This is a genomic window from Gardnerella sp. DNF00109 (assembly GCF_049262845.1).
Lineage (GTDB): Bacteria > Actinomycetota > Actinomycetes > Actinomycetales > Bifidobacteriaceae > Bifidobacterium > Bifidobacterium vaginale.
This window is the reverse complement of sequence record NZ_CP058406.1, coordinates 638,403-660,658: the sequence shown is the minus strand read 5'-3', so window position 1 is coordinate 660,658 and position 22,256 is coordinate 638,403. Positions and strand designations below refer to the sequence as shown.

General features: G+C 41.3%; 16 protein-coding genes, 1 tRNA gene and 1 riboswitch. Of the genes, 7 read left to right on the top strand and 10 right to left on the bottom strand.

What is annotated here, in order from left to right:
- Positions 1-38 precede the first annotated feature (38 nt).
- From purB to HXT20_RS02455, 3 genes are all read left to right on the top strand, one after another.
- A complete protein-coding gene (gene purB, locus HXT20_RS02465) occupies positions 39-1,481 on the top strand; it encodes an adenylosuccinate lyase (RefSeq protein ID WP_004138519.1) in 1,443 nt (480 codons plus the stop codon).
- Between the two features lie 28 nt (positions 1,482-1,509).
- Complete coding sequence (locus HXT20_RS02460) at positions 1,510-3,945, top strand: lysylphosphatidylglycerol synthase transmembrane domain-containing protein (protein ID WP_014554652.1); 2,436 nt, start codon at positions 1,510-1,512, stop codon at positions 3,943-3,945.
- Between the two features lie 289 nt (positions 3,946-4,234).
- The gene (locus HXT20_RS02455; protein ID WP_004112617.1) at positions 4,235-4,516 is read left to right on the top strand and encodes an HU family DNA-binding protein; all 282 of its coding nucleotides are present in this window, start codon (positions 4,235-4,237) and stop codon (positions 4,514-4,516) included.
- Positions 4,517-4,668: 152 nt separating this feature from the next.
- On the opposite strand, the gene HXT20_RS02450 is transcribed toward HXT20_RS02455, so the two are convergent.
- From HXT20_RS02450 to HXT20_RS02405, 10 genes are all read right to left on the bottom strand, one after another.
- Positions 4,669-4,742: transfer RNA gene (locus HXT20_RS02450), tRNA-Arg, on the bottom strand.
- A 139-nt stretch (positions 4,743-4,881) separates the two neighbouring features.
- The gene (locus tag HXT20_RS02445) at positions 4,882-5,550 is read right to left on the bottom strand and encodes an ATP-dependent Clp protease proteolytic subunit (RefSeq protein ID WP_004112616.1); all 669 of its coding nucleotides are present in this window, start codon (positions 5,548-5,550) and stop codon (positions 4,882-4,884) included.
- A gap of 6 nt (positions 5,551-5,556) precedes the next feature.
- Positions 5,557-6,168, bottom strand: a complete 612-nt coding sequence (locus HXT20_RS02440) for an ATP-dependent Clp protease proteolytic subunit (RefSeq protein WP_004112615.1) — start codon at positions 6,166-6,168, stop codon at positions 5,557-5,559.
- A 35-nt stretch (positions 6,169-6,203) separates the two neighbouring features.
- Positions 6,204-7,667, bottom strand: a complete 1,464-nt coding sequence (locus HXT20_RS02435; protein WP_422114438.1) for a chloride channel protein — start codon at positions 7,665-7,667, stop codon at positions 6,204-6,206.
- A gap of 122 nt (positions 7,668-7,789) precedes the next feature.
- Positions 7,790-9,148 (bottom strand): trigger factor, encoded by a 1,359-nt coding sequence (gene tig / locus HXT20_RS02430; protein WP_422114437.1) that lies wholly within the window; start codon positions 9,146-9,148, stop codon positions 7,790-7,792.
- A 52-nt stretch (positions 9,149-9,200) separates the two neighbouring features.
- Positions 9,201-10,574, bottom strand: coding sequence for an HRDC domain-containing protein (locus HXT20_RS02425; RefSeq protein WP_032836416.1), 1,374 nt, complete (start codon positions 10,572-10,574; stop codon positions 9,201-9,203).
- Positions 10,575-10,767: 193 nt separating this feature from the next.
- A complete protein-coding gene (locus HXT20_RS02420) occupies positions 10,768-11,139 on the bottom strand; it encodes a hypothetical protein (protein ID WP_004115434.1) in 372 nt (123 codons plus the stop codon).
- Positions 11,140-11,238: 99 nt separating this feature from the next.
- Complete coding sequence (pflA, locus tag HXT20_RS02415; RefSeq protein WP_004112608.1) at positions 11,239-12,120, bottom strand: pyruvate formate-lyase-activating protein; 882 nt, start codon at positions 12,118-12,120, stop codon at positions 11,239-11,241.
- A 121-nt stretch (positions 12,121-12,241) separates the two neighbouring features.
- A complete protein-coding gene (gene pflB / locus HXT20_RS02410) occupies positions 12,242-14,617 on the bottom strand; it encodes a formate C-acetyltransferase (RefSeq protein WP_004112605.1) in 2,376 nt (791 codons plus the stop codon).
- Positions 14,618-14,858: 241 nt separating this feature from the next.
- A complete protein-coding gene (locus HXT20_RS02405) occupies positions 14,859-16,556 on the bottom strand; it encodes an NAD+ synthase (RefSeq protein ID WP_246943321.1) in 1,698 nt (565 codons plus the stop codon).
- Positions 16,557-16,864: 308 nt separating this feature from the next.
- Here HXT20_RS02405 and HXT20_RS02400 point away from each other — a divergent pair, with 308 nt between their 5' ends.
- From HXT20_RS02400 to thiC, 4 genes are all read left to right on the top strand, one after another.
- The gene (locus HXT20_RS02400; protein ID WP_004112601.1) at positions 16,865-17,713 is read left to right on the top strand and encodes a MetQ/NlpA family ABC transporter substrate-binding protein; all 849 of its coding nucleotides are present in this window, start codon (positions 16,865-16,867) and stop codon (positions 17,711-17,713) included.
- Positions 17,714-17,817: 104 nt separating this feature from the next.
- Positions 17,818-18,642: a methionine ABC transporter ATP-binding protein gene (locus tag HXT20_RS02395; RefSeq protein ID WP_004115441.1), complete on the top strand. Its 825-nt coding sequence runs from the start codon at positions 17,818-17,820 to the stop codon at positions 18,640-18,642.
- Positions 18,643-18,644: 2 nt separating this feature from the next.
- On the top strand, positions 18,645-19,328 hold the full coding sequence (locus HXT20_RS02390) for a methionine ABC transporter permease (RefSeq protein WP_004112597.1): 684 nt from the start codon (positions 18,645-18,647) through the stop codon (positions 19,326-19,328).
- A 171-nt stretch (positions 19,329-19,499) separates the two neighbouring features.
- Positions 19,500-19,607: riboswitch (TPP riboswitch) on the top strand.
- Positions 19,604-22,249 carry a phosphomethylpyrimidine synthase ThiC gene (gene thiC / locus HXT20_RS02385; RefSeq protein ID WP_422114436.1) on the top strand — a complete coding sequence of 882 codons (2,646 nt, stop codon included), beginning with the start codon at positions 19,604-19,606 and terminating at the stop codon, positions 22,247-22,249. (Overlaps the previous riboswitch by 4 nt.)
- The last annotated feature ends 7 nt before the right edge of the window (positions 22,250-22,256 follow it).

Here is a 22,256-nt window from a genome sequence, read left to right as displayed (position 1 = left end):
CACCTAGTAGTTTCATGCCATGCTGTAACCTTTAAAGTATGAAGCTTACTGATATTTGCCCTGCTATTGCTTTGACTCCGCTAGACGGAAGATACCACAATCAAACTGTTGATCTTGTAGAATTTCTAAGCGAACCAGCCTTAAACCGCGAGCGCATGCGCGTAGAGGTTGAATGGATGATCCTTTTAGCAAACGGATACAAGGGAAACGGATTCAAAACCATTGTAGACGGCGTAAATCCTTTAATAGATGAAGAATGCGATTATTTGCGTGCAATTCCAGAAAATTTTGGAGCAGAAGGAATAAAACGCCATGCAGCTCACGAAGCTATAACACATCACGACGTTAAAGCTGTTGAATACTACATTGACGACGAGTTAGACAAAGCAGAGCAAGTATTAGGGCATAAAACCCAGCTTAGCAATCTTAAAACATTAGTTCATTTTGCATGCACGAGTGAAGATATAAATAATCTTTCTATAGCGAGGTGTGTAAAAAACGCGGTTGAAAATGTATACACGCCAAATTTGAAAGCTATTGTTGATTACTTAACTCAAAAAGCACAAGAGTATAGAGATATGCCAATGCTATCTCTCACTCATGGTCAGCCTGCCACTCCTACAACTTTAGGTAAAGAGCTTGCAGTGTTTGTTTACAGGCTAAATCGCCAGCTAAAACACCTTAGCTGCCAAGAATATCTTGGAAAAATAAACGGTGCTACTGGAACTTTTGGCGCTCATCTTGCTGCTTTCCCTAATGTTGATTGGCTTAGTGTTTCTAAAGAATTTGTAGAAAATAGAATGGGTCTTTGTTTCAATCCTCTTACAACGCAAATCGAAAGTCACGATTGGCAAGCAGAGCTTTATAGCACTGTAAGTCACATTAATCATATTCTTCACAATCTTGCTGTAGACGTGTGGATGTACATTTCTCGCGGAGTTTTTGTACAAGTTCCAGTTAAAGGAGCTACAGGATCTTCCACAATGCCTCACAAAGTGAATCCTATTCGATTTGAAAACGCGGAAGCAAATCTTGAGATTTCTTGCGCACTTTTCGACACTCTTTGCGCAACTCTTACCGAGAGCCGTTGGCAGCGAGACTTAACAGATTCAACTACTCAAAGAAACGTTGGTTCCGCATTCGGTTATGCTCTTCTTGCTTTGAACAATCTTCTTGGCGGCTTAAAGTCGATTCATCCAAACACGCAAATGATGAGCGAAGAGCTTAACAGCAATTGGGAAGTTCTTGGAGAACCAATCCAAACTGCTATGAGAGCTCAAGAAATTGCTGGCGTAGAAGGAATGGAACGCCCATATGAGCAGGTTAAAGAATTAATGCGCGGTCATAGTATTTCTAGGCAAGATGTTGAAAAGTTTATATCTTCTAGAAACTTTGATAGAGAAACAGCAAATAGGTTGAAAGCTCTTACACCAGAATCTTATACTGGTATTGCATCTAGGCTGGTTGATTTTATTCGATAATTTTATTTAATAAATAAACGGTGTGTTTATGCAATCGCAAGTAGAAGAAAATTTGGTTATTAATGACACGAGGCCTAAATTAGTTCGTAATTGGGCTGACTTGATTTACGCGATTATATCTATTGCACTAGGAACTGCGGTTGTGCTGTTTACAATGTGTTTTTCTGGCACAACCGCAGGCGTAGAGCACGATGCAAAAAATGCTGGAAAAATTATTGTGTGGATTGTAACTGGATTACCATCTTCTCTTTTCCAGCAAGCAATTACAATCGCCATAGTAGCTAGCGTAGTAATTTCTATGATTAACGCAAGACGTTGGATTGATACAACGATATCTACACTAACCTTGCTATTAACATATCCTCTCGTATGGTATATTTCTTATCTTCTCACTGCTTTAAATAATGCTCCACTATTTACATCATTCAATTCGATTTCCAGCAGTCACGGTACTGAATTATTGCCAGACATATACGCGGTAATAGTTGCTTTTTTAACCGTTAGTGGACCTAGACGAGATAGTAAAGTCGTAAGAATATCTTGGCAAGCATTAATAATTGCTTCACCTATACTAATAGTCACATCATGGCATTCACTAACAGGTGTTTTAACATCTTGGTGTATTGGTCGCGCTATAGGTACAATAATCAGATTTATTAAAGGCACTCGCAGCAAAGGTGCTTGGGGAAAAGATATAGTTGACGCATTAGAAAATATTGGAATTACTCATCTTGTTCAATTAAACAGACGTACACTAACTACAGACCATAATGGTGTTCTGAAATCTAGCCTTGATGACGATCTGATTGAAAATTCAAGGCTATACGATGCGATTGATATTCATGGAACAAGATACGTGATTTCGGTTCTAGATAATCAGGTTCACTTGCCAGGATATCTAAATCAGCTATGGCAATGGATTAAGCTAATAGATATACCAGTTAGACGAGATCGTTCTGCAAGACACTCCATACATCATCATCTTTCAATGCTTCTTGTTCTTAGGAGCTTGCACTTAGCTACAGCAAACGTTTATGGAGTAACAGATTGTGGAAAATCTTCAATAATGGTATTCCACACCGATAATGTACTTGTGCCATGCAATTTAAACACGCTTACAATTAAAGATGCGGAAAGACTTATGCGCTACCTCGATATTGCAAACAATCGAGGAATAACACATAGAAGAATAAGCCCAGAAACACTTGCAAGGCTAGAAGATGGAACTCCGGTTATTGCAGGATGGCAAAATGGCGATGTGGCTAGCGACGACATCAATATTGCTTTAGACAAAGTACAACTTTTATCAATAATCGCAACATGCATTGATACAAGTAGCGCTATAGAAGCTGCTATGAATACTTGGGGCGCAGATAAGCTAGCTCAAATAATGCCTTTTATGCAAAAAGCTGCTATTCCTTCATCAACTAGAGCATTAACGTCTTGGAATAAGAAATTGTTTGAAGAACTTAAAACTAAGCTGGGTGAAAAGGTATGCGAGCACACAGATGACGAAGATTATGATACAGTGCGATTAGCCCGTTTTAATATTAGATTCTTCGTTACGCTGATTCTTATTGTTGCAGCTCTGGCTGCTATTGCAACACAATGGCATCCTCAAGAAATTGTATCTGCTCTTAAACGCGCGGATACATTAATGGTTCTATTATGCTTTGCGTTCAGCTTGCTAGCTTGGGTAGGTTCTGCGATTACAGTTGGATCTTTTATGGACGATTCACGCCCTTCTGCTGGCGTTCTGTTTACATCACAAGCTGCTTCTGGGTTTACAGCTGTTTCCATGCCAGCTGGCGTAGGACCAGCCTTTGTGAACATGCAAATTATAAAAAAGAATGGGTATTCGGCTGCTCAAGCCACAGCCATTACAAGTGCAGTTTGGCTTTTACAAGCACTTGTTACAGCTTTAGTTATGTTCTGCGTAGGCATTTTTACTGGTAAAAATGTGCTTTCTGGAATGATTCCTACACACATGCTCATAACAGTAATAGGAATAGTAACGCTAATCATATGCACTTTTATGATTATTACACCTATTCGAAAATTTATACGTAAAAGATATCTTCCTATTCTTTCAGATTATGGTAAACAGATTAAAGAGCTAATAAGTAGCCCTAAACAGCTCATTAAAGGCACTGTAGGCGGTCTTATTCTTGTTTTTGCAACAGGACTGGGATATTGGGTAGCTCTTCTTGCTTTCGGCTACTATGCAAACCCTTGGGAAACAGTGCTACTGTTCCTAGTTGCCAATACTGCTGGTTCCGCTGTTCCTACACCAGGTGGATTGGGAGCTGTTGAAGCTTCACTTACTTTTGCTTTTACCTCAGTTGGAATTCATCCAACTATCGCATTATCTGCTACCCTACTTTACAGACTCATGTTCTACTGGCTAAGAATACCAATAGGCGCTTTTGCTATGAAAAGTCTTAGTAACCGCGGATTAGTTTAGACCATGTAACATATGCTTAAAAAGCTAGACAGCTTAGTATGGTCTGCTTAAAATCTTGAAAAACCAACTTTCTTATTATATAAGATTATTTAGTTGATAATAGTATAAATAAACCTATATAAGGCATTTCTACGATTTTAAAGTATTTTATCAAGCAAAAAATCTAAAAAATCGTAAAAAAATCTCGGAAAAACGGCGAAAAACCGCGCATTTGTAGGGAAAATGTATTAATATCTATGAGTGAAAGTGGTCTTTGGAAGAGAAGGCCCCTAACACAAAGGATGCTTGTATGGCATACAACAAGTCTGATCTCGTTTCGAAGATCGCTCAGAAGTCCAACCTTACCAAGGCACAGGCCGAGGCCGCTGTCAACGCATTCCAGGATGTGTTCGTTGAGGCTTTGCAGTCTGGTGAAGGATTGAAGCTCACTGGCCTGTTCTCCGCTGAGCGTGTAAAGCGCGCTGAGCGCACTGGCCGCAACCCACGCACTGGCGAAACCATTAAGATTCCTGCATCTTACGGTGTTAGAATCTCCGCTGGTTCTTTGCTCAAGAAGGCAGTTACTGAGTAGGTTTAAACGATAAGCGTAAGACTTACAAGCAAACGAGGAACGCTCCCAATTTTGGATTTGTTCCTCGTTTTTTTATACCTAATATGATTTTGTATGCGTTAAGCGGAAAACAGAATAAAAAAAAAACGCGGTGAAAATCACCGCGCCACCTGTGCGCCAGACAGGATTCGAACCTGCAACCTTCTGATCCGTAGTCAGATGCTCTAATCCGTTGGGCTACTGGCGCATGTTTCCGAAGCCTTAGGAAATCGTTCCCTTGTTTTCGGCAACTTGACTAATATACAACCATATTCACAAAAACACAACCCTTGGCGTGTCGCCAAGGGTTGCAGCTAAAACATAAAAATCTAAAAAGTAAAAACTACTTAAGACCTATGTTCAAGAACTTCATCTACCATACCGTATTCTTTAGCCTGAGGAGCTGTAAGAATCGTATCCACCTCAATATCTTTACGAATACGCTCAATATCCTGACCAGTATGCTTTGCAAGAGTGGATTCCAACCATTCGCGCAAACGCAACATTTCCTTAGCCTGAAGCTCTATCTCAGTAGCCTTACCAAAATCCTGACCCATAGCAGGCTGATGAATAAGAACACGAGCATTTGGCAGAATCATACGCTTACCAGCAGAACCAGCTGCAAGCAAAATCGCAGCAGCCGAAGCAGCTTGCCCTAAACACACCGTTTGAACATCTGGCTTAATATACTGCATAGTGTCGTAAATTGCCGTCATAGCTGTCATAGAACCGCCTGGAGAGTTAATGTACATCATTACATCCCTATTTGGATCCATGCTTTCTAGAACCAAGAGCTGAGCCATAATGTCATCAGCAGAAGTGTCATCAACTTGTACACCCATGAAAATAATACGATCTTCAAAAAGCTTAGTGTACGGATCTTGAGTTTTCATACCATAAGGAGTCTGCTCGCCAAATTGAGGCAAAACATAACGATTCGTAAACACACCACTGGTTTGACCAAATCCACCCAAGCGCTGGGCGCGTGCAACAAACTTTGCTTCTTCACTTGCCATATAAAATCACTCCTCCCCACGCATAGAAGCTGGAGTGGTGACAATCTTATCCACAAAACCATACTCCAAAGCCTGCTGCGCAGTAAACCAATGATCATACTCATTGTCACGGTAAATTTCTTCAACTGTATGACCAGTCTGCTGCGCAGTAAGCTCAGAAAGAGTCTTCTTCATATCCATAATTAACTCAGCATTAATACGCACATCAGTTGCAGTACCGCCAACGCCACCAGAAGGCTGGTGCATAAGAACACGTGCATGAGATGTAATAAAACGCTTACCAGGAGTACCAGAACTCAGTAAGAACTGACCCATAGAAGCAGCCATTCCCACAGCAATAGTAGCCACATCTGGCTCAATAAGCTGCATAGTATCATAAATCGCCATTCCTGCCGTAATAGACCCTCCAGGCGAATTTATATAAAGCCAAATATCTTTTTTAGGATCTTGCGCAGCTAGCATAAGCATCTGTGCACAGATGATATTAGCATTTTCATCCTTGACTTCAGAACCAAGCCAAATAATACGATCCTTTAAAAGTTGATTAAAAATCGAATCCATTGGATTTTGTGGCTCCCCTTCTTGCATAATGGGAGAAGCCGTAAACAGCTCAGTCACCTTATCTCCTTACAAACATTTTGAATATATCTAGACTATCGTGTGCGCGTGACCGCAAAAAAATGCGAAATAAATCGCTCAACACAATTAGCTACGCAATTGGACACAATTGCAGCAAATAGCATAAGAAAAAGTAATGCAAACGGCGCATTTACTAATTCAGCAACTAAAAGCCAAGCCATAATTGGAGCTTTTCTGGAAGATGCAAGTAAAGAAACAGCGCCAATAATAGATACAGAAATTGCAGAAACTTGCGAAATGTCAAAAACTTGCGAAAGCGCAGACGTTGAAAAAATAGCGTATAAAATCACACCAAAGCAAGCGCCAGTCGAAATACTCGGCTGCAAAACGCCTCCAGAGGCACCGTAACGCAAAACCAACAAAGTCGCAAGCATTTTCATCATTGCAAGAAGCAATAAAATAGTCACAATATGTGAACTTTCTGCCAAATACGGAAAACTAGCTACAGAAAAAGCAAGCTGAGAAAGCGACCTACCATTCCCCATAATATGCGGAAACCAACAAGCCGCAACACCAATAACTAAGCCAGCTACAGGCATAAAACACAGCATTTGTATGCCACGCAAAGCATGAGTTCTACACCAAATAATACCCAAGCGAAAAACGTAACCAACTAAGCCGCACGCTGCACCAACAACAACAGTTAAAACGCAAATTTGCCAAGAAATCACGCAAGAAAATTGCGAAATATTGTAGTATCTAGAATGATGCAATAAAAATTCAACAACAAACGCAGCAACATAATTCATAACAAGAGCAAAAGGCAAGCAATGCAAACGCTCCGAGCGCGCAATATTTTTAGCTGCATTATCTATTAGCGAGCCATTCTCGCGATTTAGCCACGCATAAAAACCAAAACCTTGGGTTTTACTAAGCAAACCTAAAGAAAGCACGGTGCCAGCTAAAGGCGCGTGGTACACTGCAGCCAAGCCAGCACCTGCAGCAGACGCAACTAGTATACGCTGAGTTTTAACAGACATATGAAAAATACTGCTGCAACGCTGAGCAATCATTGCAGCTAATTCTCTAGGAGCTACTTCCCTTCCGATTGAAATTCCAGAGCCAACAATGCCGATTTGCAATAAAACATGTGCAATAGTAGAAAAAATTGGCATTCTACTGCCACTAACGGCTTGTGGAATAGTAACGATTCGAGGAGGATTTTCTCTTTTTCGCAAAAAATACCAAGCCAGTGCAGCAATAGTCATAGCAATTGTGCCAGGTAGCACGTATCGATACCAAGGAAGAGCTGAAAATACAGTGTTTTTAGCAGATTCAATTGAGCCAAAAGCAAGGTATTGTACAGCATAAAAAATAAGCGTAAGAACTGTAGCTCCTAGGCCAATAAGAACGCCAAGGGCAACAGAGACTTCAATAAAACACGCTAGACGAATTGCAAAACTAAATAACTTGCAAGATTTACCGAATCTGCCAAATCTGCAACAAGCTTCATGCTTAGTTTTAGCACTATTATCCATAATGTCTCGCAATTCTTAAGATTTTCCTATAATAATCGTAATTATTTAATTAGATATAAGTAAGACCCAGCGGAGCTAAACTCCACTAGGTCTTAGATTAAAATCTAATAGAAGATACTAACTTACTTTTCAGAGGTAAGCTCATCAGCTACTGCAGCAGCAGCGGAAGCAGCTTTAACGCTTTCGTCTTCTGGCTCCTCTTCTTCCGTTAAGAAAGCACTCAAGTCTATAGCCTCTCCACCAGCAACGAATTTCACAGCACGCATACCAGCAAGCAAGCCCTTAGAACGAGCAACTTCCTGAACAGCGGAACCAAGCTGACCATTACGAACAATAGCGTTAATAAACTGGCTTGGATCCATACCATACTGCTGAGCAACAGAAACCAAGAAGTTAGTGACATCTGCCTGAGATACAGAAACATCGAGGCTTTCTGCCAAAGCGTCGAGAACCATTTGGTCACGAAGCTCCTTTTCTGCAGCCTTCTCAGCTTCTTCCTTCTGCTCTTTAGTAGCCTTTTCAGGATCTGGAGTCATACCCTTAAGATGTTCAGCAACAGCCTTTTCTTTAACACCCTTTGGTACAGGAATCTCAACCTCTTCCTGAATCTTAGCAATAAAGGCATCGCGAGCCATAGTAGCCTGACGGCCTTCATTTGCCTGCTCGCAAGACTTACGAACATCAGCTTTAAGCTCTTCGAAAGTATCAAACTCAGAAGCTTCCTGAGCGAAGTCATCATTAAGCTCTGGCAATTCCTGAGTCTTAACAGAGTTAACCTTCACCTTAACCTGAGCTTTTTTACCCTGGTTCTTTCCAGCCTCAAGAGTGCCTTCAAAAGTGGTCTCTTCGCCAGCGGAAAGACCTTCCAAAGCTTCATCCAAACCATCAAGCATGGTGTTGGAACCAAGCTCATAGCTCACGCCATTCTGAGAATCAGCAACCTCATCGTCGATTCGAGCTTCCAAATCAATGTTAGCAAAATCACCCTTCTTAGCTGGGCGATCAACACCAACAAGAGTACCGAAGCGCTGACGCAAAGCCTCAAGACGAGCATTAACATCTTCGTCTGTAACTTCTGGCTTTTCTACTTCGATTTCTACACCCTTGAACTTGTTAAGCTTGAACTCTGGACGACGCTCAACAGTTGCAACAAACTTAAGCTTAAGTTCGTCTTTAGCAGATTCTGGGACTTCCTGAACATCAAATTCTGGCTGATCCATTGGGCGAATCTTCTTTTCTTCCAAAGCCTTAGAATAAAGCTCTGGAACAGCAGAATTTACAGCTTCACCGGCAACAGCTCCGAAGCCAACTCGCTGATCTACAATCTTGCCTGGTACGTGTCCCTTACGGAAACCTGGCACGTTGATTTGCTTTGCGATCTCTTTACGAGCCTTATCCATAAATGGCTCAAAATCTTCGAGATCTGCGGTAATGGTGAGCTTAACCTTAGTTGGCTCAAGATTCCTGACGCTGATTTTCACGCTTCATGCTCCTGAAATTACGTTTTCTAGCTTCTGCCATATGGCACAACCGTTACATAATAGCGCGAGTTACGGACTCTGCAATTAAATCGCTTTGCCACGTTCTTGCGCCCTGCTCTACAAGAAACTCCTTAACGTTAATATGCTCAATATTATCTTGCCAACAAAGATTGCGAATAATTTGCGGTTTAATAATGATTTCTGTAGGAGTATGCGTATCTTCTGCAATCTTGATTAAAGACTGCTTTACATTTTGTAAGCGCTCATATCTTTTGGGATGATGATCACGCCAATACTTCATAGATCGTGGAGCTGCTTGCGATTCTTGTGCGTCGCTAGAATCCGCAGAATCGCCAGCATCCGCAGAATTGTCAGAATCGCCAGAATCGTTGTAATTGCCATATTTACTACTTGAATCATCAAGCTTAGAAACAATAGCAACTTCCCCACTTTTAGCGCGACTAATCGCGTCTTCTATAACAACTTTCCACACATTTGGCTTGATTTTGCGCTGAATCGGAGCATAACGTTCAAACATCTTGTCTTGCTCGCTGCCCGTGTGAATCCTAACGCGTTCGTTAAGAATGCGAATTGAGCGAAACTCCCTAGAATTACTTGGTTTTCGCTTTCCTGCTTCAATAATCGCAGCATCCGAAAGCAATAGAGTTGGCGCAATATCGTATTGACAAGCAAGCTCATCTCGCTTTTGCCAAAGCTCTTTTGCAATCATTAAGCCGATTTTATCGTGCATAAGAACGCTTATATGAGATATTCTAAGCCAAGGATTTGGGTGAGGAGCCTTCTTTTGCGCACCTTTACTTAATAAGTGTGCAAACTCTTGATTTGCCCATAAAAGCTTGCCTTGCTTTTTTAACTCGCCACTCATTACTTCTTCTAATTCGATTAGCAATTCAACGTCTAAAGCCGCGTAATTTCGCCAATCTCTAGGAAGAGGTCTATATGACCAATCCGCTGCAGAATGTTCTTTTGCAAGAGTAAGCCCCAAATAATATTCAGTTACAGAGCTTAATCCAAATCGCTTTCTACCAAGCAATTTAGCTGCAATCTCGGTATCAAATAAGGCGCGCGGGCGCAAACCAATATCGAAAAATCCTGGCAAATCTTGCATAGAATCGTGAATAATCCAAGGCGCGTCTCCTACTGCCTTGTTAAATTCATGCCAATCAACGCCAAGTTTTCCTAACGCTATTGGGTCCAGCAATCCAATTCCTGCACCTTTGCGTTTGAACTGAATCAGCCAATCTTCGTGACCATATCTAAAACCAGATGCGCGCTCTGCGTCTGCAGCCAAAGACCCCGACCCTGATGCTAACAAATTACAATATTCTTTATATGCTTCAAGCGTATCAATGACTTCTGGAACTCCTTCTCTAGGCTCTTTTAAGAGCTTTGGTTCCTTATTCAAGAACGCCTCCCGATTTGCATGCTCTAGCCAAAGTCTTACGCTTTTTGCATCTTGCCTTGCAATTTTTTGCAAAATATCCGTAAAAAATATTTAAGCCGTGTTATAGATTGTGCATCTTTTAACACGGCTTCAACTTTCGCACACAACTACGACTAATCAAAATAAATAATCAATTAAATAATCATTTAGATAATCAATCTGTTTTATTATTTACTATTTCTCCATTTATGCGCTTAACAAGTTTAGTTTTAAGGAATCTAGTAAGAGTAAATGCGACTGCCGAAACTAAAACTGTTGGGATAACGTAGAGAGCATGTAAACCTAAATCTCTTATTGGGAAAGTGGCAAGTTCTGTAGCAATAGTTATAGCAATAGATATTATCGGCACTTCGATAAGAGGTTTCTTATCGAAAGCCGCAACGATATTTATCGGCAACAAAATTATCGGCAAAACAATTAAAATAATAAGCGCTGTGCCAAAGCCAAACTGATCGTTACACCGTGCAAAAATAGCTAACGCTAATGCAAAAGCTAATGCAATCCAACAACCTATTCTGCGCTTCATTGCGTATCCTTTCTCTAAAAAGGGTATTTGTATAATTATACAAAATCCTTCAAAAAAATACAATACACAAAGATTGCCTAAAACGCATCGAGGTTCAGTCTAATACACTACAAAACCGTGGTCTTTGAACTGATTTACAACTCGCTCTTTTAATGCTCTAGAAGGTCCTTTTTGATTCTCAAGTGGGTACGGAATCCTAAGCTCATGCCACTTTGGACGGCCTAGTTGATGGAATCCAAGCACGTCAATATGCTCAACAGCATCTCCAAACGAATCGCAAATCTCAGCAACTTTTTCAACATTTTCTTCACTGTCTGTAAGACCTGGAACGAGCACAAAACGCACCCAAATCTTCTTACCAGCCTTCGCTAAGCGCTGACCAAAGTCAATAGTTGGCTGAAGCAAGCCGCCAGTTACTTTTTTATACGTTTCTTCAATACCAGATTTAACATCTAGCAAGCAAAGATCAATGTCGTCAATCATTTCGTCTGTATAATTGCGATTCAAAAAGCCCGAAGTATCTAAGCAAGTATGCACGCCCATTTCTTTTGCTGCACGAAATACTCTAGATACAAAAGCTGGTTGCATCATGGATTCGCCGCCAGAAAATGTGATTCCGCCACCAGTTGCCTTAAAAAGACTTTGATAACGGTCTACTTTTTTAATCATTGCATCTAAGTAGACTGGCTTGCCATCGCGCATTTTCCAAGTATCTGGATTTTGGCAATATTGGCAGCGAAGTGGGCAGCCGCTCATAAAAACAGTCATACGAGTGCCAGGGCCATCAACAGAAGTATTAATATCCCAAGAATGCACAAATCCAATATCGCCAGTTTTAAGAGCAACTAAGCGGTCTTTTCTGTCTAATCCAATTGGAGATTCAAAACCAGAAAGACCACCCATTAAAGTTTGTCGGGCATACTCTTTTGACTCCTTTAACATGTGCTGAGTCGTGGTACGAAATGCTGTGTTTTCAACCATCTATATGCCCTCCTATAACCGTCTTTGGTTTAATTTATTCGATTTTAAAAACTACGTTTATTTTAAAAGCCGCCAGGAGCAAAACCTACTCACTCCCGGCGGCATTCGCAATCAATCAGAATCAGTCAGTAACTGAACCCTGGTGGAATGTACGAGAAATAACGTCGAGCTGCTGCTCCTTAGTGAGCTTTACGAAGTTCACTGCGTAGCCAGAAACGCGAACCGTAAGGTGTGGATACTTTTCTGGGTGCTCAACAGCGTCTTCAAGCTGTTCCTTGCGCAAAACGTTGATGTTTGCGTGGTACAAGCCGTGACCGTTGCCAGCGTCCAAAATACCAACCAAATTCGTTATACGCTCGTCTTCATCTCTTCCCAAACCATCTGGCGTAATGGTGTTGGTCAAAGAAATACCATCGAGAGCATCATCATAGTCAATCTTGCCAACGGAGAACATGGATGGAAGCATACCGTGAGAATCCATACCATTTTCTGGGTTTGCGCCTGGAGCGTAAGGAGTACCCTTCTTGTGACCAGATGGGAAGGAACCAGTGTTCTTGCCGTATTCAACGTTAGAAGTAATAGTCAAGATAGACTGAGTTGGAACAGCATTACGGTACACAGGCAAACGCTTTACCTGACCCATAACAGTGCTTACAACCCACTTTGCCAAGTCATCAGCACGATCGTCATCGTTACCGTAGATTGGGAACTCTCCAACCGTCTTGTAGCCAACGATTAAGTCGTCTTCTGCGCCTTCGATGTACTCATACTCATGACCTTCAGTGGTCTTAGCATCCTTGTTGTAAATTGGGTAAACCTTTGCATACTTCAAAGCAGCCAAGGAATCTGCAGCAATAGACAAGCCAGACATACCGCAGCCGAGTGTACGATAGACTTCCCTATCGTGCAAAGCCATCTCAATGGACTCGTACGCGTACTTATCATGCATGTAGTGGATGATGTTCAAAGCCTCAATGTAGGTTTCGGAAAGCCATTCCAAAGCCTTCTCGTAATTGGCCTTAACCTTCTCGTAGTCAAGAGTTCCGTCGGCTTCTGGCTTGATTGGGTCAATAACACCCTTATCAATAACCTGCATGCCAGTCATTTCATCGCGACCACCGTTAATCGCGTAGAGCAAAGCCTTTGCGGAGTTAACGCGAGCAGCGAAGAACTGCATTTGCTTACCAACGCGCATTGGGGAAACGCAGCAAGCAATAGCAGCGTCATCGCCCCAGTGCTCACGAATATCTTTATCGGACTCGTACTGAATTGCAGAAGTGTCGATAGAGATTTGTGCGCAGAAACGCTTGTAGGCTTCTGGAAGCTTTGGATCCCAGAAAATAGTGATGTTTGGCTCAGGACCTGGCCCAAGATGCTCAAGAGTCAAAGTGTTGAGCAAACGGAACGAAGTCTTAGTAACAAATGTGCGACCATCATCGCTGAAGCCAGCATCGGACCAAGTTGCCCAATATGGATCTCCAGAGAAGATTGCGTCGTAATCCTTAGTACGCAAGAAGCGAACAATACGAAGCTTCATAACCAAAGCATCAATGATTTCCTGAGCATCGGTTTCGTTGATTAATCCAGCCTTCAAATCACGCTCAAAGTAGCAATCGAAGAATGCGGAAACACGTCCGAAGCTCATTGCAGCGCCATCCTGGCTCTTAACAGAAGCAAGATAGCCCATGTAAGTCCACTGAACAGCTTCCTTAGCGGTTTGAGCTGGGCGGCTCAAATCCAAGCCGTACTCGTTACCCAAGTTGATAAGCTGCTTCAAAGCCTTGATTTGCTCATCGTGCTCTTCGCGGAAGCGAATCCAATGCTCAATCTCGGTCTCAGTAAAGTCGTTGCGGTATGGAATCGAATCCTTATCGCGCTTCTTGAACTCAATAAGCATATTTACGCCGTAAAGAGCCACGCGACGATAATCACCGATAATACGACCACGACCATAAGCGTCTGGCAAACCAGTCAAAATCTTATTGTGGCGAGCAATCTTAATATTCTTGGTGTAAACACCAAACACGCCATCGTTATGAGTCTTGCGATAAACGGTGAAAATCTTCTTAATTTCTGGATCTACTTCCTTGCCGGCTTCCTTAATAGCCTGCTCAACCATTCGCCAACCACCGTTTGGCATCATAGCGCGCTTGCAAGGTTCGTCAGTTTGCAAACCGACGATTACGTTATCTACTTCTGGGCTTTCAATGTAGCCTGCTGGCATTGCGTCAATGCCTGCTGGAATATGAGTTTCAACGTCGTATACGCGGCGCTCACGCTCAACTGCCAAGTAATTGTCATCGAGATACTTCCACATATGCTTCGTTTTCTCGGTAGCATTCGCCAAGAAGGATTCGTCGCCTTCGTATGGGGTGTAGTTCTTTAAAATAAAGTCGCGTACGTCAATATCTTTTTCCCAATTGCCGCTTGTAAATCCATCCCACGCTTTTGCACGAAGATCCTCTTCGGTGAGAACGGATGCATCCACTGATGCCATATTTGACTCCTTTCGTATCCACGACGCTTCTTCACGCCGTCTTCTCTACTATGTTAAAGCAATGTTTAAACAGTACACGTCGATTTTTTACTATTTTAAAGTGAGTTACCTCACATTTTATGCTTTTATGTATTCAATTTAGTAAAAAACGCTAGTTTGAATACTCAAACTAGCGCATATGCAATATGTAGTTAATCAACGGATGCTTGCGACTTTTCCCAAGACGTATCCAAGATTTCGTCTACTCTCTAAACGCGGTTGTTACTGGAATTCGCCTATCTCTTCCAAACGCAATCGCACTAACTTTTGGCCCTAACGGATACTGCCTACGCTTCCATTCTGCGCGGTCTACAAGCCTAATAACTGTATCAACTGTGCGCTCATCAAAACCGTCTGCAAGCAAATCTGCGCGACCGTGAGCAAGCTCAATATGAGCTTCCAACACTTTATCTAGCAAATCGTATTCTGGCAAAGAATCAGAATCCTTTTGCCCTGGTCTTAGCTCTGCGCTTGGAGGCTTAATAATCGAGTTTACAGGTATAAGAATGCTATCTTTTGGAGCATTGTCTTTAGGAAAATCTTCTCTTCCAGCAATAGGTAACATTCCAAGACCTACTCCATTTTGAGCAGCACGATTTCGCCATCTAGAAAGCGCCCAAACGCGAGTCTTAAACAAATCTTTAATAGGAGCATACCCTCCTACTGCATCTCCATAAATCGTAGAATAACCGCATGCAAGCTCCGACTTATTGCCAGTAGCTAGTGCCAGCAATCCTTTTGAATTAGAGTACGCCATAACAATCACGCCTCTAACTCGCGCTTGCAAATTTTCTGCAGCAACACCTTGTAAATCAAGCTGATTTTGGAATGACTTAAAAAGTGGCTCAATGGGCTGAATATCGTAATGTGCTCCAAGTCGCTTAGCTAAATCGCAAGCGTCGTCTTTAGAACCAAGCGAAGAATACATGCTTGGCATTGAGATTCCCCAAACGTTTTGCCCTCCGCAAGCATCTGCCGCCATAGTTGCAACTAGCGCAGAGTCAATTCCGCCAGAAAGTCCTAAGCAAACGCCCTTAAATCCGTTTTTGCGCATGTAATCTCTAAGTCCCAATACACATGCGCAATAAACTTCTTCGTCTGGGTCTAATTTTTGAGCAATCGTTGAGCATTTTTGTGCATCTAAATCTGTATTAAAATCAACAAAACTTAAGTCTTGATCAAACATTTTAGAACGCTCGATCAGGGATCCATCTGCGTTTACTACAAAACTGCCGCCATCAAAAACAAGATCATCTTGAGCACCAACTTGATTTACGTAAACAAGAGGAGCATTAACCTCTTTTGCACGCTTTTGCGCCAGCTTTAAGCGAATATCCGTTTTGCCTTCTTCGTACGGAGAACCGTTGATTGTTACTAAAACATCAATCCCCTCTTTAGAAAGACGCGCAACTGGACCGCCATCTTGCCAAATGTCTTCGCAAATCGCAAATCCTAATTTTGCGCCTTTAACGTTTAGAATTCCGCAATCATCTCCAGAAGAGAAAATTCTAAATTCGTCAAAAACGCCATAATTTGGTAAGAAATGCTTGTCGTAAACAAGCTCCACTTTTCCATCATGAATAACAAGTAAACGATTTCTTGGCTTACCTAATTCATCGTCTACACCAACTGTTCCAACAACAACGTATAAGTCAGCTAATCCGCTATCTTTTAAGATTTTTGCAAGACTGTAAGCAGCGTCGCTAGCTGCTTTTCTAAATGTTGCACGCAAAGCAAGGTCTTCGATTGGATACCCTGTTAGTGTCATTTCTGGAAACACAACAATATCAGCGTTTCCACTACTTGCATCTTTGCAAAATCGCAATATTTCATCCGTATTTTTGCTTATGTTTCCAACGCAAGTGTCAATTTGAGCTAAAGCTAAACGCAAAGAAGTCATGTTTTTATTATAATCCATGTTGCATAAGCCGCATTGTATAAAGTCATATTGCAATAAAAGCATCCACTAAACAGAAAAATCGCAAAACGCCAATCATAAAAAACAAGCGAAAAACAAAAAATCAATCGCAAGTATAAAAAATTAATTGTCACATATCTGCCTGATTTCATTAGTATTGCTAACTCGTCATAAATTATACAAATAGAAAATAGGTAGCGAAGAAGATACAAAATCGCATATATTGATATTCCGTTGCTAAGAAACAAAACATCAACGAACAAAAAACATTAAAGGACAAGGGGAAAAATATGAAAATCACAAAGAAGAACACAAAGATTATTGCAGCTTTTACAGCACTAACTGCGATTTTGGGGCTTTCACTAAGCGCATGCGGATCTTCTGCAAATGGAGCAACTAAAGACGATAAGGTAATTAAGGTTGCAGCTTCCCCAACTCCTCACAGCGATATTTTGAACAAAGTAGTTAAGCCAATTTTGCAAAAACAAGGCTATAAGTTGGTTGTTAAGGAATTTACTGACTACGTGCAACCAAATACTGCTGTAGAAGAAGGCGAAGCAGACGCAAACTACCATCAGCATTTGCCATACTTAGATAACTTTAATAAAGAAAGAGGAACGCATATTATTTCTATTGCTGGAATCCACTTTGAACCATTTGGACTTTACCCAGGAAAGACTAAAACAATTAAGGACTTAAAAGATGGCGCAACAGTTGCGGTTCCTAGCGACCCAACCAACGAAGCTCGCGCACTTCTTCTTTTGCAAGACGCAGGTCTTCTTAAGCTAAAGAATCCAAAGGATGTTAACGCAACAAAGAAAGATATTGTTTCTAATCCAAAGAATCTAAAGTTTAAGGAAATAGACGCTGCTTTGGTTCCAACAGTTGTTAAGGACGTTGATTTAGCTGCTCTAAACGGAAACTACGCTATTCAAGCTGGATTTAACCCAACTAAAGATCCTCTTACAAGCGAAAAAGTTGGAGGCGTAGCTGCTAAGACATACGAAAACATTATTGCTGTTAAGAAAGGATCCGAAAAGCTTGCTAAAATCAAGGCTCTTGTAAAAGCGTTAAAAACAGATGCAGTTCGTGATTTTATAAAGAAAAACTACAACGGCGCTGTTTTGCCAGTTTTCTAAGATGATTGCATTGTTCTAACCTTAAGCAAATATGAGACATGTGCCTCACAAAAGCATAGAGGCACGTGCCTCATATTTGCTTTTCAAAATCAGTGAGAGATAATATGATTCAAATTGAGCATCTTTATAAAACTTACTCAAGTGGTAAGCAATCGCACGAAGCACTTAACGATATTAATTTAACTATTGAATCAGGCGAAGTATTTGGTATTTTGGGATCTTCTGGAGCTGGAAAATCATCATTAGTCAGATGCATGAACTTGTTAGAACGTCCAACATCTGGAAGAGTGCTAATAGACGGAAAAGATATTACGGACGCCAAAAATAGAGATTTATCTAAAATAAGATCGAATATTGGAATGATTTTCCAAAACTTTAGTCTTTTTCAACAGCGAACTGTGTTACAAAATGTGACTTTTCCTTTGGAACTAAACAACACTCCTAAAGAAAAAAGAGAAGAACGAGCAAAGTATTTACTCGATTTAGTTGGATTAAAAGATTTAGCAAACCGCTACCCTGTTCAGCTTTCTGGCGGACAACAGCAAAGAGTTGCAATAGCGAGAGCACTTGCTAATAATCCTTCTATAATGCTTTGTGACGAAGCAACAAGCGCCTTGGATTCAACAACTACAGCACAAATACTTGACTTGCTTAGAAGAATCAACCGAGATCTTAACGTAACACTGGTTATTATTACTCACTCGTTAGCAGTAGCAAGAAATATTTGCGATAGGGTTGCTATGATTGACGGCGGAAAAATCGTAGAGATCGGTGACACTTCAACACTTTTCAAAAATCCTCAAAGCAATATTTTAAAAACGCTTATTGCAGACGAACATGTTGAAAACCATAGGGGAACTAAATCCAATAATAGTAATTCCGAAAATGGAATAACCACTAATAGCGCAACAAACAATGGGGTGAAATAAAAATGCCAGAAAATATTTCACAATTTATAGACGAATATGGAGAACTACTTATTGAAGGCACAAAAGATACAATATCTATGACTTCAATATCTACACTATTCGCATACGTAATAGGATTACCAATAGGAGTTCTTCTTATAACAAGCGCAAAACAAGGAATACGTCCTAACTCATATTTGAATGCGGTTTTAGGTTGGATTGTAAATATTGTTCGCTCAATACCGTTTATAATCCTACTTGTTGCAATAATTCCACTTACTAGACTTATTGTTGGAACGTCTTTGGGAGTTTCTGGCGCTATTGTTCCTCTTGTTTTAACAGCTGCACCATTCGTAGCGCGAATTGTTGAGCAATCTCTTGCAGAAGTTGATGGAAGTCTTATAGAAGCTGCACAAAGTTTTGGCGCAAGCAATACGCAAATAGTATTCAAAGTATTGCTTTTTGAAAGCTTGCCTTCATTAATTCGTGGAGCGGCATTGACTTTCATTACACTTTTTGGATTCTCTGCAATGGCTGGAACTGTTGGCGCAGGCGGTCTAGGAGATATTGCAATTCGCTACGGATATCAGCGTTACCAATACGATGTTATGAGTGTTGCTGTTATTTTCTGTATTCTTCTTGTGCAAGTAGTACAAACTGTTGGAGATTTAATATCCAATAAAATCAACCATCATGAACGTCGATAATATCCAATAAAAAGTCACAAATAAAAAAGTCACAAATAAAATCCTAGTAGCGTAAGATACAGTAAAATCTATTAATCGCTTCTAGGATTTTCTATTTATCAAATGATCAACCATTCAACATGCCTACGATTTATTAAAAAGATACCAAATAATGTAGAATGTCTGAGTCACAACATTTTGCAGGGGTGCTTTCTTTTTAAAGAAGGCTGAGATAGGTGAAAAACCTGACCCTTCGAACCTGTTAGTTAATACAACGTAGGGAGCAACGATTAAGTATGACCTCAAACTATCCATACGCATCAATGCGTGACCAGTTCAACCTAAACACATGTTTTATTGCAAATCCTAAACTATGCAAAAGTCGCGCACTCACGGATATAGTTGACGACTCTTTACGCGCAGGATCAACATTTATAAGGCTTAATTGTGCGGATGAAAGCGCAAAAGAAATCACATCAATCGCACGAGATATTGCACAAATCATAGAAGATAACGATAAATGTGATTCAGTAACTTTCGTAATAGACGGAAGAGTTGACGTTGTCTGGCAGGCAAGAAATCAAGGAATTAAAGTCGATGGAGTTCATCTTGCGCAAAGCGACATGGAACCTAAAGAAGCACGAGCACTTTTGGGAGAAGACGCAATAATAGGCTTGTCCGTAGAAACAGAAAGTCTTGTTAAGGTTATTAATGAACTTCCTGATGGCTGCATTGATTATATTTGTGTAACGGCAATGCGTAATCCAGAAGATGGTTGCGAAAACATTACTCCAACTTATGAATTAGAACCAAATCACACTATTTTAGATGTAGCAAAGATTAATACTATTTGCTCAGCAAGCGATTTTCCAGTACTTGTTGGAGGAAGAACATCTTTAGAAGATGTTGACATGATTGCTCGCAGTAAGGCTGCAGGATTGTTTGTATCTGAAGCATTGTACGCAAGCGAAACACCAGAATCCACTATGAGTGAATTCGTGGAACGCTTTACGCACATTCGCGGCAATCAAAAGCACGGTTATGCAAAACGCGTTATAGTTCAGGAAAAAGCTGATGAGAAAGCTAACAATACGCCAAAGTTCATTAATGCTAAAGAAGCAAAAGATGCTGCAAAATTAGCAAAGCAACAGCGCGTTGATATTGCTTCTCGCGGATGTACTCAGAGGGACAAAGCTCATATTCGTAAAACTACGCCAGTTCACTTTGAATATGAATATGGTTCTTACGATTTGGAAGTTCCTTATACAGAAATTAAGCTTTCTGATACTCCAGGCGTTGGCCCTAACCCACCATTTAAGGATTACAACACAGAGGGACCTAAGTGCGATCCTAAGGAAGGCTTGGCTCCACTTCGTCTTGATTGGATTAGAGATCGTGGCGATGTTGTTGAATATGAAGGTCGTAGTCGAAATCTTCAAGATGACGGCAAGCGAGCTATTAAGCGCGGTAAAGCTTCAAAAGAGTGGCGTGGTCGCACTCATAAGCCAATGAAGGCTGCAGATCATCCTATTACCCAAATGTGGTACGCGCGTCATGGAATTATCACTCCAGAAATGCAGTATGTTGCTACTCGCGAAAATTGCGATGTGGAACTTGTTCGCTCTGAAGTTGCATTTGGTCGCGCTGTGATTCCTTGCAATATCAACCACCCTGAAGCAGAACCTATGATTATTGGTTCTCGCTTCTTAACTAAGCTAAACGCAAACATGGGTAATTCTGCTGTAACATCTTCTATTGACGAAGAAGTAGAAAAACTTACGTGGGCTACTAAGTGGGGTGCAGATACCGTTATGGATCTTTCCACAGGTAACGATATTCACACAACTCGCGAGTGGATTTTGCGTAACTCCCCTGTTCCGATTGGTACCGTTCCAATGTATCAAGCTTTGGAAAAAGTTGAGGATGATGCTTCTAAGCTCAGCTGGGAGCTTTTCCGCGACACTGTTATTGAACAGTGCGAGCAAGGCGTTGACTACATGACTATTCACGCAGGCGTGCTTCTTCGCTACGTGCCTCTTACTGCAAACCGCGTAACTGGTATTGTTTCTCGAGGCGGATCCATTATGGCTGAATGGTGCTTGCAACACCATCAAGAAAGCTTCTTATACACTCACTTCGAAGAATTATGTGAGATTTTTGCCAAGTACGATGTTGCGTTCTCTTTGGGAGATGGTTTACGACCAGGAAGCTTGGCTGATGCAAACGATGCTGCTCAGCTTTCCGAGCTTATGACGCTTGGTGAGCTTACTAAGATTGCTTGGCAACACGATGTTCAGGTTATGATTGAAGGCCCAGGACACGTACCATTTGATACGGTACGCATGAATATTGAAATGGAGAAAGCGATTTGCCAGAATGCTCCATTCTATACTCTTGGTCCTTTAACAACCGATACTGCACCAGGATATGATCACATTACTTCCGCTATCGGCGGCGTTGAAATCGCTCGTTATGGCACAGCAATGCTTTGCTACGTCACTCCTAAAGAGCATTTAGGACTTCCTAATAAGGACGACGTTAAGCAAGGTGTTATTGCTTATAAGATTGCTTGTCACGCTGCGGATCTTGCTAAGCATCATCCGCATGCCATGGATAGAGATAACGCTATAAGCAAGGCTCGTTTCGAGTTTCGCTGGCTGGATCAGTTTAATTTAAGCTACGATCCAGATACCGCTATCGCTTTCCATGACGAAACGCTTCCAGCAGAGCCAGCAAAAATGGCTCACTTCTGTTCCATGTGTGGACCAAAATTCTGCTCAATGGCTATTTCTCAGAATATTCGCAAGCGTTTCGGTGGCGCAGATCAACAAGAACAACTTGTTGAAGAAGCCCGCAGTCAGGCTATTGCCGAGGGTATGAAAGAGATGAGTAAAAAGTTCCAGGAAGCTGGTTCAACGTTGTATCAAAGCGCCAAAGCGTAGAGTATCT